Annotated in this window: 5 protein-coding genes; 2 read left to right on the top strand and 3 right to left on the bottom strand. The window is 44.7% G+C overall.

Annotated features, from left to right (window positions below; translation table 11 throughout):
• Positions 1 to 179: 179 nt before the first annotated feature.
• The gene (locus tag B5F77_RS10950) at positions 180 to 2,510 is read right to left on the bottom strand and encodes a BamA/TamA family outer membrane protein (protein WP_087330712.1); all 2,331 of its coding nucleotides are present in this window, start codon (positions 2,508 to 2,510) and stop codon (positions 180 to 182) included.
• On the bottom strand, positions 2,494 to 7,119 hold the full coding sequence (locus B5F77_RS10945; protein ID WP_087330710.1) for a translocation/assembly module TamB domain-containing protein: 4,626 nt from the start codon (positions 7,117 to 7,119) through the stop codon (positions 2,494 to 2,496). Before B5F77_RS10945 ends, B5F77_RS10950 begins: the two co-directional genes overlap by 17 nt.
• Before the next feature lie 181 nt (positions 7,120 to 7,300).
• On the opposite strand from B5F77_RS10945, the gene dnaE reads away from it, so the two are divergent.
• The gene (dnaE, locus tag B5F77_RS10940) at positions 7,301 to 11,098 is read left to right on the top strand and encodes a DNA polymerase III subunit alpha (RefSeq protein ID WP_087330708.1); all 3,798 of its coding nucleotides are present in this window, start codon (positions 7,301 to 7,303) and stop codon (positions 11,096 to 11,098) included.
• Between the two features lie 82 nt (positions 11,099 to 11,180).
• Positions 11,181 to 11,495 carry a thioredoxin gene (gene trxA / locus B5F77_RS10935; protein ID WP_087330706.1) on the top strand — a complete coding sequence of 105 codons (315 nt, stop codon included), beginning with the start codon at positions 11,181 to 11,183 and terminating at the stop codon, positions 11,493 to 11,495.
• 97 nt (positions 11,496 to 11,592) lie between these two features.
• Here trxA and B5F77_RS10930 read toward each other — a convergent pair whose 3' ends face one another.
• The gene (locus B5F77_RS10930; protein ID WP_087330704.1) at positions 11,593 to 13,884 is read right to left on the bottom strand and encodes a RelA/SpoT family protein; all 2,292 of its coding nucleotides are present in this window, start codon (positions 13,882 to 13,884) and stop codon (positions 11,593 to 11,595) included.
• Between the last annotated feature and the right edge of the window lie 103 nt (positions 13,885 to 13,987).

The raw sequence follows: 13,987 nt of genomic DNA, 5'->3' as shown, positions 1-13,987 counted from the left end.
TTTTTCTATAATAAAAAAAATAATCTGCGTTTGTCTATGGAATCTGCGTCGTCTGCGTGCACTAATATAGACAAAACGAAGTAAAGCGTAGCCCAAAAATAAGTCTGCGTTACTCTGCGGAATCTGCGTCATCTGCGTGCGGTAATACAAACAAAACGATTTATGGTGAGTTTCAATAATTAGAAGGGATACCCGATAGCAAGATGAATACCTAATCCATCTTTGAAGCGAGGAATATTATAATAGCCCTTCTTGCCGGTCTCGTAGGGAACATGGAGGCCGATTCCGCAATCTACCCGCACGACGATGAATTGCAAATCGTAGCGCAGTCCCACTCCCGTACCGAGCGCGAGGTCCTTCAAGAAACGGCCCCATTGCAATTGGCCGCCGGGACGATTCGGGTCTTCGTGAATCAACCAAATATTGCCGGCATCGAGGAAAGCGGCCCCCTGCAAATCCCCAAAAATCGGGAAGCGGTACTCCAGGTTGGCTTCAAATTTCAGGTCGCCCGTTTGGTCGATATAGCTATACTCGTTCGTGGGGTCCGGGCGAAAGCGGCCGGGACCTATACTGCGTATCGTAAACGCGCGGATGCTGTTCGCGCCGCCGATGTAAAACTGCTCGTTGTAGGGCGTCGTATGATTTTCGGCGTTGCCATATCCGTAGAGGACACCTGCGCTCAAACGCCCGACGAGGTGGTGCCCTTTGGCCAATTCGCGATTGTATCTTATCTCGCTGCTGAGCTTTACGAATTGCGAGAAAACATTGCCGAAGAGTTCCTTATTCTCTTTGGAAAAGCGCTGGCCCGCCAACGCGTATATCCCGCTCATCAGGTTGCCAGATTGCGTGACGGAGGTTTGCCACCAGAGGTGGTGACGCTTCGAGGCGATGGGCGAATCGTCGTAGGTGTAGGTATAGCTCATCGAAGGGACGAACTGGTCCTTCAGACTGAGGTAAAGCGCCTGGTTGACGCCCGTGATGGAATCGAACGTGGCAGTCGTATGCTGCAATTTATTGTATGCCAATTTAAACGGGACGACGGAATGATGGCTGGTCGCGCTGCTTTGGAAGTCGAGGGTCGCGCTACCGCCAAACGAGAGCATCTTAAAGAATTTGGCCCGGTTCATTTGGTCGGCATAAATCCGGAAGGTCGTGCTGGAGGGATAGTGCAGATTCCGCTTCAAATAGCCCGGGAAGAGGAGCTGCGGAAGCGTGAGCGTGCTGCTGAGCCCTAATTCATAGCTATTCATGAGCGATTTGCTTCCCTCCACGCGGTTTCCGGTCTGCCATTCGTAAGAACCCTTCAATTGGACGCCGAAAGTCTCGCCGCCGCCAAAAATGTTTCGCTTCGTGACGCTGAAAATCGCGCCCGGTCCGGTCTGGTCGTTGCTTTTGGTGGTAATGTTAAATTCCAACTCGCCGTCGAGCGGCAGGTCGTAGGCAGCATTCAAGCGCAAATCCAACGTCCGGCACTGTCGCGAGGTGTCTGTCGGCGTGTATTGCATCTCCGCGTATTTAAAAATACCCAAGCGGGAGAGCGCCGTCTGTGTCGCCTCTTGCGCGGAATAGGCATAACGGTCGCCCGTCTTGAATTGAATCTTCCGGCGCAAGACAGCCGGGCGGACGCGTAGCTTCCCTTCGTAGAGAATCGTCAGGCCCTCGTACTGAATCGTATCGGTCGGGGCTTCGTTGTTATATCCATTCAGCGCCACCGTAATATTCCCCAACGTCCACGGACGCAAGGCTTCGCGCGGCATCCCGGGGGAAGGGATAATGCGCAGCCACACCTTTCCCGGCATGCGCGAGGTATCGGCCTGATAAGAAATATATTCCGGACGGAAATAATAAAAGCCGTTGTCGCGCAGCAGCGTTGAAATACGTTGCCGCTCGGCTTCCAGCTGGACGACGTTAAAGTTATCCCCTTTCCGAAGGAGCGATTGAACTTTATGCGTTCGGACAATCGTATCCGTCCGGTGCCGGCGCTGCATGTATCGGATACTATCGTAGGTATAGGGTTGGCGCATCGTAATGTGATACAACACCTTCGCCTGCAAGGAATCTTTTGGATTCGGGATCAATTCATACGAAGCATCGCCATTGAAATAGCCGTACTCTTTCAGCAGGTTTTGGGCAACCTTCACGCGCACTTCCGGGTTGACGTTGGAGATGAGAACGGGTTTGGCCGCCAGCTTGTCAAACATCCACCGCCCGAGCTTTCCCTCTTTCCGGACAAGCCCGTTATACATCCAGAGACCGAAAGGAAAAGGAATACGCACTGACGAGCTCCCCAGGAACGCGTTATTTGGCGGGAACGCCAGCGCCGCCCTGATTTCAGTCAGCGTATTTTCTCCCGCCGCTGTCGAATCCTGCGCTTCGACGATAATATCTTCAATACCTGTGTAAAGGATTTCTTCTTCTGGCAAATTTTTGGTGATGGAACAGGACATCAAAAGGAAGCAAGAAAGGAAAACGAGGCCCTTCTTGCACAAGTTATTAATCTTCGCTTTCATCCGCTTCTTCTTCGTTTACCGGTTTAACTTTATTTTTCTTGAAAATGAAAAGTTCCCGCATGTGCTGCATCTTCTTGTGTAATACAATACCGGCGCCGGTCTCGGTAAGCTCGCCCTCCAACAAACTTTCGTAATCCTTATTGTGGAAAATCTTCACGTAGCGCGTCCCGCTTGGATCCAGCCGGTACTCAATGGAAACATTGTCGATAAATGGCTGCGCTTGTCCTTGATTGATATCCGCGCCGGTCGAAATCCTCCCGCCCAAGACAATGCGGATACGGTCATTATAAAACCGCTTGGCAAACCGGAAGGAGTAATCCGTTCGTTTACTGCCGTCGCCATCCTCGTCATAGCTTTCCATGCCAAAATTCAAATCGACCCCCTTGAGCGAACCCGCCAAGTTATTGATTTCATTTTGCAAGAAACTATTCAATGCGGCGCCCATGTCGAGATTGGCCTTTCCGGTCGTCGTACCGCCGCCGAGATACATCCCCGTTACCAACATGCTCACCGCCTGCTTAGCCCGTTCTTCTTCGCCCATGCGCGCTAATTCTTCCTGCATGGCGGCATCCTCGGGTGCCTCAAGAATAAACTTCAAGCCCAGATTTTCGAGACGTTGCGTCAGCTCGATGCCCACGTCAAAATTAACCATACGCGAGCTTTGCTCGTCTGCAGCCACCGAGGTACGAATCCGCTCTGTCGCGGTAATATTCAATATAGGATCCATTGGATTACCGTTCCATTGGATGTAGCTACCGTTTTCGACATTAAATTCTTTAAGCGGAATGACAGGCAAAGCATATTTAAACGTGCCACTGATTAGCGTATAACGCCCGTTCAGAATCATATCTCCCATCGGAGTGTATTGGAAAGAGAGATCGCCGCCGCCCTCCAGATTCACATGGCTCGATTGGTCGGGCGTCAAATCCACATTTACCTGCACCGCTTGGTCGATATGAATCGTCATGAGCATATCCATGCCTCCCAACGGAAGCGAGGCCCTGCGCGGCCGGCGGACGAGGAGCGTATCTTCGTCGAAAGAGGTAAACGTCACCAAACCGGATAGCCTATCCTGCACGGTAAGGGGCGAATCTTGTAAGATATAGGTCACATTGGTTCCTCCCAGCAAATCCAAATCTCCTCTCATTTTTAAAGCGTTAAGCGAGCCTTGAATCGTAGAGGCTAAATTCACAAACATCCGACCATACACCAAGCTATTCTTGTTTCGCTTCGTATTCAAGAGCTGCATGTTTTGAGCCGACAACTTCAAATCCGCATACATAGACGAGAAATTACCCAGATCGATATTCCCATCAATCACGAAAGGATTTTCCCCATGGGCATAAAAGCCATACTTGTTGAATAGGATGCGATTATCCCGAATCGCTATCAATTTATTATCCAATCGGATGGTGGTGTTAGCCGGTTCGATATAGATTTGGGAAGAATCCAATTGGAAAGAACCTTCCAAATCAGGTTGGGAAGAGCTTCCCGCCAAACTTAACTCCCCAGACAAAGTGCCGCAAAGGCGCGCCATGCCATCCGGAATGAATGGATTTGCCATTTCCAAAGGCAATTGCAAAATGGAAAGCGAACCCTGTATTTCATCCGGTTCGCCACCTTGATAGTATGCCGAAGCGTTCAGGATCTCTTGCGCATTACGGAAAAGATGCATATCTATTTGATGTTCCGTCTTCGAGACAGGCAAGTATACCGAACTAAACAACAGATTGCCCACCATTTCTTTTTCATAGGAAAGTGAATCGACATTCATGTTGGCCGTCAACATGAATGAACTATCTGATGGCATATATTGCACATCTGCATAAAGCTTTCCTCCGATGCGGGGCAAATAGGAAGAAAAAGCATTCGAAATGGCTAACAAATCGATTTCGCCTAATTCCGCTTGGATTTTTCGTTGGTTTCCTTCCGGATTCTCGTTATAAATTCGAAGGAAAGTACCTGCTTTTCCTTGAAGCAATAAATTTGCCTCTATATTTTTCTCATCGCGAAAGATAATGTAGTTATCTGGGTTCACCGAAAAAGGTGAAAAGGCTAAAATCGGTTCATCAGGGAAAAGATGGATTTTCATACCACCTTCATCCTCTTTACTCAATCGCGCACCCAACAAGATACCCGTTTCCCCCTGTCCGTTACGGAAATGAAGAAGCGCGTCCATAAACCCCGTTTGTAATTGTCCGCTCACATCAACCGAGAAAGGAGCTTGTTTTTGAAACTTATTCTTTACAATGCCTGCTTGATAAAAAATGCCAACCGTATCTTGCCAGACGTGCATCTGAATCGTATCAAGCAAAAAGGTATCGCGCAAGAGTTGAAGGACTTCCCCATCCATTCGGATTCCCGTTTCCGGCGAAGTATAAGCTCGAAAATTCATCCGCTGGAAATTCATACCATAAAGTTGGAGAAAATTGTAAATCGGATTATCTTTCCGGGCTTTCATTTCCAAATGCATTTCAGGAAGCATCGGACGAACCAACGCCAAACGGATGACTGAATCTTGCGTCATCTGCCTATTTATCTCTCGCGATATAAGATCAAAATCTTTACTCAAACCTTGAAGGCCGCTATTTCCTGCTAATTCCAAACTTAAATCACCTGCATGAAACGAAACAAACGTCGAATCGACTGAAGTTTGAGCCTTTAATATCAAGGTTTTCGGACGAGCGGTTTGTTTAGCCGTTTGGATTTCCCAATTGCCTAAAGTCAAATCCGCCAAATATTTCTCTTTCAAGTCTGTTTCTAACTCGGCAAAGAGTTGAAACGAAGTAGCCAAAGGTTGCTCGCTCAAATGTAATCCTTGCAAATCCACATGCTGGATATCTGCTATCATCATGCCTTTTACATCCTGTTCTTTCAAGGTAGCATTGAGCGAAATGTCCATTTTTGCCAAAGGATAATGGCTAACCAAATCCAATTGGGCAAAATGTTTCTCCAACGCACCCTTCACACTCACATCTGCAAACGTACGTGAACCATAATGAATATCCGAAAGCTGCATATCCAACTTAGCCCACGCCAACGAATCAAACAGATTTAAACGTTCGCCTTCGGCTTGGAGAGTAGCACTTAGCTGATACAACGAATCATGAGGGAGAAAATGATTCGGCTGAAGGCTATCTATATTTAAATGTACGTGATAGTACTCTCGAGGTTGATCGTAAGTAGCCTGAAGGTGAATTTTTCCTTCCGCTTCTTGCCATAACAGATTTGCTTGATATGTTTCCCCCTGAATATCCGCCTTTCCTTTCAGTGTCATGGGATTCGGAATCGCAAGGTTTTGTCGTGTTGTTTCAGGAAGCAAATCCAACAAGAAGGTTAAATCGTTCGTTTGCGCATCAAGCAGAAGCGAACCTCTCCGCTTCTTCGTATCTAAAAGCGAATAAGCTTCCCCCCGCGTGTGAAAATGGAAGGCTTGCGGTAATTGGAGATCAATTTGCTCCAAACGAAGTGTTTCCATATTACCTGTCAATTTCGCCCGAAGACGCATTGCTTGCTCAGGATAAGCATCAATAGCTTCTTGAGGCAACTCGCCGAGGAACGCCAATACATCCTGCTTTCCTATAAGAGCGTCCATTTGGATGTCCATTTCTCCTTTAGGTTTTTCAGCAAAGGCATCGAACGGAATTCCAGCTTGCAAACGCATATTCGAATGGGGCGTTTCTAAAGTAAACCCAGGTATACGAAGATTAGGCAAGTTTCCCTCTATATTTCCTTCCAACCGACTTATTTCTAACCCACAACGTTCTTTCACCATCAATTTTTTCAAACGAGCTTGAAGTGTGGTACTATCATAAGCAAGCGAAACGGCATCTAATTGAAAATCTGAAAGTAAAACATGACTCGGATCAAAGCCAGAAAGTACCGGTTGCTCTCCTGTTATATATTGGAAGTGAGGTGCATCGAGATGAAATGATGCTACTTCATAATGTGCTTTGCTTAAATCAACTGTTCCCCCACGTAAATTGGCCTCCTCAATAAATCCCGCTATCCGAAGTGAATCAGCGGGCATTTGCATAGCCAAAGCTACGCGTTCCAAATCTATCTTTTCCAAAGAAAAACTCCAAGGTAAAGGTGCAGACGAAACCGTATCTTTTTGCGTTGTCGTATCAGTCAGTAACAAGGTTAGAGTAGCATCAGACAAGAGCAATTGATTTAAGGTCGCATGTTCAGAAGCCAGATTTATCCGATCAGCCTGAACATATAGTTCTCCAATTGCGCCTTTCAGAACAAATCCTTCAATAAGCTCACGCGTATCTACCTGTACTTCATGTAAACGAATGGCCTCTACCAATACTTCTCTGTTAAAAAGGGGCCACGGACGAATATGGACATCTAAATCATCAAGAGCCAACAAGGTATCCGCCTCGGCTTGTACCACTTCCACACCATGCACATGCAATCGAAGAGGGAAAGAAAGCCGGATGCGTTCGATACCTATCTGCATCCCAGTCGAATGGCTGGCATAACGTGTAGCCTGTCGGACAACAAAGTCTTGCACAACTGGCACATAAAGCAACACCGAGACGACAAACATCATCAGAAAGGGTATTGCCACCATCCATCCTGTCCTTTTTACCCACTTTTTCATACTATCACCTCATTTAGATACAAAGGTAAAACAAAAAAGCGAACGTCGGAGATATACTACACACTTTTCATCCAGTCCCAACAAAGAAGAAGTTTCACCGCTGACCTCTTTAACAGTCAAAATTTGGCGACCTTCGAAATAAGCCGTATCTTTACAGCCCGAAAAAATCAAGTACAAGTATATGGAATCTTTCATTCATTTGCATGTGCATACGCAATATTCTTTGTTGGACGGACAAGCGTCGGTCGATTCAATTATCGAGAAAGCATATAAGGACGGAATGCGTGCCATCGCCGTTACTGACCATGGTAACATGTTTGGCATTAAAGAGTTTTTCAACAAAGTCAACAAAAAGAACAGTAAGGTTCAATCCGCCATTAAAGATTTACAAAAAGAGTTGAGCTCTTTGAACGAAACCGAATTAACGGACGAGATTGAAGCTCGGAAGGTGGAATTAGAAAAACAATTAGAAGAGGCTAAAGGAAATCTTTTCAAACCAATTCTGGGGTGTGAGTGTTATTGTGCCCGTAGAGGACGCTTCAAGCGAGATACGAAAGAAGACTTGAGTGGATGGCACCTGATTGTACTTGCCAAGAATAAACAAGGATATAAAAATCTAATTAAAATAGTATCGCAATCATGGACGGAAGGATTTTATGGCCGTCCGCGCATCGATAAAAAATTGCTAGAACAACACCATGAAGGATTGATTGTTTGCTCGGCCTGCCTTGGAGGAGAAATCCCGCAAAAAATTATGAAAGGAAATATCCAAGAAGCAGAAGAGGCTGTACTCTGGTTCAAGAATCTTTTTGGAGAAGATTATTATTTGGAGATGCAACGCCATAAAACCAATCGTTCGGATGCTGATCAAACAACTTATCAGCACCAAATGGAAGTGAATAAGGTGTTGGTTGAGTTAGCACACAAACACCAAATCAAGCTAATAGCCACAAATGACGTACACTTTACGAATGAAGAAGATGCCGACGCGCACGACCGGCTCATTTGTCTGAGCACAGGTAAAGACTTGAACGACCCTAACCGCATGCGTTATACGAAACAAGAGTGGCTCAAGACTACGGCAGAAATGAATCAAATCTTTTCGGATATACCCGAGGCTCTACGTAACACGCTCGAAATAGCTAACAAAGTTGAATTTTATAGCATTGATAGTGGACCGATTATGCCTACTTTTAATATTCCAAAAGATTTCGGAACGGAAGAAGGGTATCGTCAACAGTTCACTGAAAAAGATTTGTTTGACGAGTTTACACAAGATGAACATGGTCATGTCGTGTTAAGTCAGGAGGAGGCTGAGGCTAAAATTAAGAAATTGGGTGGTTATGAAAAACTGTACCGTATTAAATTGGAAGCCGATTATTTGGCAAAGCTCACCTACGAAGGAGCAAAAGTGCTCTATGGCGATCCGTTATCTGAAGAGGTAGCCGAACGTTTAAACTTCGAGCTACATATCATGAAGACAATGGGATTCCCTGGCTATTTTTTAATCGTACAAGATTTTATCCGAGCGGCACGTGAAGAGTTGAACGTATCTGTTGGACCCGGGCGTGGTTCTGCAGCTGGTTCTGCAGTAGCTTATTGCTTGGGTATTACACAGATTGACCCTATAAAATATGATTTACTGTTTGAGCGTTTTTTGAATCCTGATCGAATTTCATTGCCAGATATTGATACAGACTTTGATGATGATGGACGTAGTAAAGTATTACAATGGGTAACGGATAAATATGGCGCTGAACGTGTAGCCCACATTATTACATACGGTACGATGGCTACGAAATCAGCCATTAAGGATGTAGCACGTGTAGAGAAACTTCCACTAGCTGAATCGAATCGACTAGCAAAATTGGTGCCAGACAAAATACCTGACATGAAAAAATTCAAACTCAAGGATGCTATCGAGTATGTCCCTGAATTGAAAGCGGCCGCAACAGGTCCTGACCCACTAACACGCGACACTCTCAAATATGCGCAAATGTTAGAAGGCAATGTACGAAATACGGGGGTCCATGCTTGTGGTGTTATTATTGGTCGATACGACATTTCAGATGTGGTACCCGTCAGTACAGCAAAAGATAAAGATACAGGCGAGGAAATGTTGGTCACCCAATACGAAGGTTCCGTAATTGAAGAAACTGGTTTGATTAAAATGGACTTCTTAGGGTTGAAGACTTTGTCTATTATAAAAGATGCCATTGAGAATATTAAACTGACCACAGGTAAGGACTTAGATATCGATCATGTAAGTTTGGAAGATCCGGCTACATACAAACTTTATTGCGAAGGACGAACTACCGGTACATTCCAGTTCGAGTCTGCCGGTATGCAAAAGTACCTGAAAGAATTACAACCCTCCAAGTTCGAAGACTTAATTGCCATGAATGCGCTTTATCGTCCAGGACCAATGGATTATATTCCATCATTTATCAAACGTAAACATGGAGAAGAACCCATTGTGTACGATATTCCAGTGATGGAACGTTATTTAAAAGATACATATGGCATCACTGTTTATCAAGAGCAAGTCATGCTCCTTTCGCGCCTCTTGGCGAATTTTACGCGAGGCGAGAGCGATACTTTGCGTAAAGCCATGGGAAAGAAATTAATCGATAAGATGAATTCCTTGAAAGCCAAATTCCTGAAAGGTGGACAAGCGAATGGGTACAAAGAAGAGACGCTTAACAAAATATGGGCAGACTGGGAAAAGTTTGCCTCGTACGCATTTAACAAGAGCCATGCCACATGTTATTCGTGGGTTGCTTACCAGACAGCTTACCTAAAAGCGAATTTCCCTTCGGAATACATGGCAGCCGTATTGAGTCGAAGTCTTTCAAATATCGTTGATATCACAAAGTTCATGGACGAGTGTAAAGCTATGGGTATACAAGTATTAGGTCCAGATGTCAACGAATCTCTCCTCAAATTTAGCGTAGACGAACATAAAAATATCCGTTTTGGCATGGGTGCTATTAAAGGAATTGGTGAGTCGGCGGTACTAAATATTATCCAAGAACGGAAAAAGAACGGACGTTATCATGACATTTTCAATTTTGTAGAACGAGTAAATCTTTCAACATGCAATAAAAAAGCCATTGAATCATTGGTGTTAGCAGGAGCATTCGATGGATTGGGTATCCAACGTGAATCTTTCTTTGTAGATAATGGCAAAGGAGAAACGTTCCTTGATACTTTGGTGCGCTATGGTAATAAATTTCAACTGGACAAAGCCAGTACGGCCAACTCTCTTTTTGGTGACGAAACGTTTGTCTCAATAGCTAAACCAGAAATTCCGAAAAGCGAACGTTGGAGTGATTTGGAACGACTTAATAAAGAAAAAGATTTGGTTGGTATCTATTTGTCGGCACATCCGTTAGACGATTATCGCATCATCCTAACGTATGTTTGCAACACAGGTATGGTTGAACTTACAGACAAAGAAACTTTAAAGGGACGTGAAATTTTGATGGGTGGTATCGTCACCGGTTTCCGTGAAGGCATGACGAAAACAGGTAAGCCATATGGTATTCTGAAGGTCGAAGATTTTACAGGTAGTGGCGAGATTCCGCTTTTCGGACAAGACTACATCGACTATGCTAAATATGGTATAATGGGCATGTATCTTTTAATCAGTGGGAAGATGGAGCCGCGTAAATATAATACAGAAATTACGGATTTGCGCATTAAGTCCATCAAGCTACTACAAGACGAACGAGATAAACTTATTCAGAAGATTAGTATCACCATTCCGATTCATGAATTAGACGAGACGACCGTCGCTGTATTATCCTCGAAAATAAAAGAGCATCCGGGAGATTGCCTCTTGTATTTCCGTGTAATAGATGGTGAAAATAACATCTCGCTCAACTTGTTCTCGTCAGATATACGCTTAGCTGTAACGAAAGATTTGGTAGATTATTTAAACGAGAATGAAAACATCGACTTTAAAATTAATGGGTAAAAAGTTCGTTTCGCGTTGCAAAAATTCGTACTTTTGCCTGCGGATTTAATCAGAAGGGATAATTATCAAATCATTATATAATATGGCTTTACAAATTACAGACTCAAACTTCAATGAGTATGCGAGCGCAGGAAAACTGATGGTGCTCGATTTCTGGGCTGAATGGTGCGGTCCATGTCGTATGGTTTCTCCAATCATCGACGAATTGGCAAACGAATACGAAGGACGTGTGATTATTGGTAAAATGGATGTTGACAATAATGACGAAGTCGTATCGCAATTTGGCATTCGCAACATTCCTACCGTGCTTTTCCTGAAAGACGGCAAAGTGGTAGATAAAGTAGTTGGTGCTACGAGCAAAGATAAATTCATAGCTAAAATCGAAGCCCTGCTCTAAAGAGTTTTTCAATGCACACAAAAAGAAAGCGGATATTCCCAACCAAGGGTATCCGCTTTTCTTGTATTCATTCGTAATTAAAATCTTTTGGAAAACATCAATCGGCTATACGGGAAACAGATTGCAGATTTTTAATTTTAGCAAGACGAACACAAAGTTTCTGAATGTCTTCCACATCATGTACCCGCAACTTAACTCGTCCTTCAAACATACCATCGTTCGCTTCAATCAAGAAACGAGTGATATAGACATTAAACTCTCCCGATATCACATCAATTATTTCATGCAATACGCCCATCGAATCAATACCTTTCATTTCCAATGTTGCTTCAAATGTAGCCGTCTGGTGACTACTCCACACCGTGTTAAGGATACGTTCGCCAAAACTGCTTTTCAAACGCATGGCAATAGGGCACGAACGTTTGTGTACTACTACATTTCCGTCATCATTAATAAATCCTAACGATTCATCACCCGGTATTGGCTTACAACAATCGGCAATAATGTAATTACGCTGGAAAGCCTCTTCACGCAAAACGTATGGCTTCTTTTTATCGTAAACCGGCTTCGGAGCAATAGGCGCCGACACATCATCTGCCTCCGACTTCGATTTAGTTGCCATTCGAAGCGCTTGCTTTACGTATTTGAACAACACGTTGTTGTCCTTATCTTTTAATATCTTCTGGATATTGTCGGGAAGTATTACTTCTCCCTTCTCTACGGAATAATAGAATTCATCACGCTTATTGAAACCAAAATACATCGCCAGACGATCCAAATTCTGTGACGAAGATTCAATACCTGCATTTTTGTATGCTTCCAGCACTTTGGCTTCACCTGCTTTGATTGTCTCGTTTCGATTTCGACGAATCACTGCAGAAATTTTAGCCCGTGCACGTGCCGTAGTAACGAAATTCAACCATTCCGGTTGCGGCGTTTGCGAACGGGACGTCAATACTTCCACCTGGTCTCCACTGGCGAGCTTATGACTCAGCGGCACCAATTTATGATTCACCTTCGCGCCGATACATTTATTACCAACATCTGAATGGAGCGCATAGGCAAAGTCGAGTGCCGTCGCTCCTTGCGGTAACGTCTTGATATCCCCTTTCGGTGTAAATACGAAGATCTCAGAAGAGAAAAGATTCAATTTTATCGTATCCAGAAAATCTAACGCATTCGGATCTGGATTCTCCAGGATTTCAGTAATCGTCTGCAGCCATTTGTCGAGCTCGGTATCCTCTTCGACATGATGTTCCTTGTATTTCCAATGAGCCGCAAAACCCTTTTCGGCAATATCGTCCATGCGACGACTACGGATTTGGATTTCGACCCATTGCCCGTCTGGTCCCATCACCGTCACATGCAACGCTTGATACCCGTTCGCTTTCGGGCGGCTCACCCAATCTCGAATACGGTCGGGACGAATACGGTAAATATCTGTAATCGCCGAATAAATATCCCAACATTGATTCTTCTCGTCCACGCCAGGCAGCGGGTCGAATATGATGCGGACAGCGTAAATGTCATAAATATCTTCGAAGGGTACTTTCTTCGCCTCCATCTTATTCCAAATCGAATAAACCGACTTGACGCGTGCCTTCATTTCATATTTCAAGCCCATCGCTTTCAGTTTGGCGTCTACGGGTTCGGCAAAATGCTGGAACAAACGTTCGCGAATAGGAGCTGTCACCTCCAGCTTCTTCGTAATCGCTTCGTATTCCTGCGGATGTTCATACTTGAAACTTAAATCCTCCAATTCGGTCTTTATCGAGAACAGCCCCAGGCGGTGGGCCAACGGCGCATACAGGTAGAGCGTTTCGCCCGCTATCTTGAATTGTTTGGCAGGCAGCATCGACCCAAGCGTACGCATATTGTGCAAACGGTCGGCTATTTTAATCAATATCACGCGGATATCATCGCTCATCGTAAGGAGCAATTTACGGAAATTCTCAGCTTGGGCTGATGCCTTTTCGCCGAAGATCCCTCCCGAAATCTTGGTCAGTCCATCCACTATCTGCGCGATTTTATCCCCAAACATATTGCGAATGTCTTCGACGGTGTATTCGGTATCTTCCACTACATCGTGCAATAGGGCCGAACAAATCGACGTAGAGCCTAATCCCATCTCGCTGCACACTATCTTGGCCACCGCAATAGGGTGCATGATATAGGGCTCGCCTGAACGACGCTTCACGCCGTCGTGCGCCTGTTTGGCAAAATGAAAAGCTTTCGTAATGCGCTCCACTTTACGCCGATGGTTTGAATTCAGATAGTCTTTCAACAAATCGTTGAAGGCTTCCTGAATCATTCGTTCATCCGGCGATAAAGCAGCTGTGTCTACCGACTGTGGGTTTATCGTGTCCTGTTTTTCTTTTATATCTTCCATGGCGTAACCTCCTTGAAATTTTGTACCAGCACAAATGTAGGAAATTTTCAGAAAGGGAAACGGCTTTTTATCGAAAAATCTTCTTCTCAGGGCACATTTTAAT

The organism is Parabacteroides sp. An277, assembly GCF_002159645.1.
Taxonomy (GTDB): domain Bacteria; phylum Bacteroidota; class Bacteroidia; order Bacteroidales; family Tannerellaceae; genus Parabacteroides.
Note: the sequence above shows the minus strand (reverse complement) of the source record. Positions and strands in the feature narration are given on the sequence as shown.

Bases quoted from the DNA above. Each gene is read 5' to 3' on its own strand.
- B5F77_RS10950 (WP_087330712.1), bottom strand. From the start codon at position 2,510: ATGAAAGCGAAGATTAATAACTTGTGCAAGAAGGGCCTCGTTTTCCTT.
- B5F77_RS10945 (WP_087330710.1), bottom strand. From the start codon at position 7,119: ATGAAAAAGTGGGTAAAAAGGACAGGATGGATGGTGGCAATACCCTTT.
- dnaE (WP_087330708.1), top strand. From the start codon at position 7,301: ATGGAATCTTTCATTCATTTGCATGTGCATACGCAATATTCTTTGTTG.
- trxA (WP_087330706.1), top strand. From the start codon at position 11,181: ATGGCTTTACAAATTACAGACTCAAACTTCAATGAGTATGCGAGCGCA.
- B5F77_RS10930 (WP_087330704.1), bottom strand. From the start codon at position 13,884: ATGGAAGATATAAAAGAAAAACAGGACACGATAAACCCACAGTCGGTA.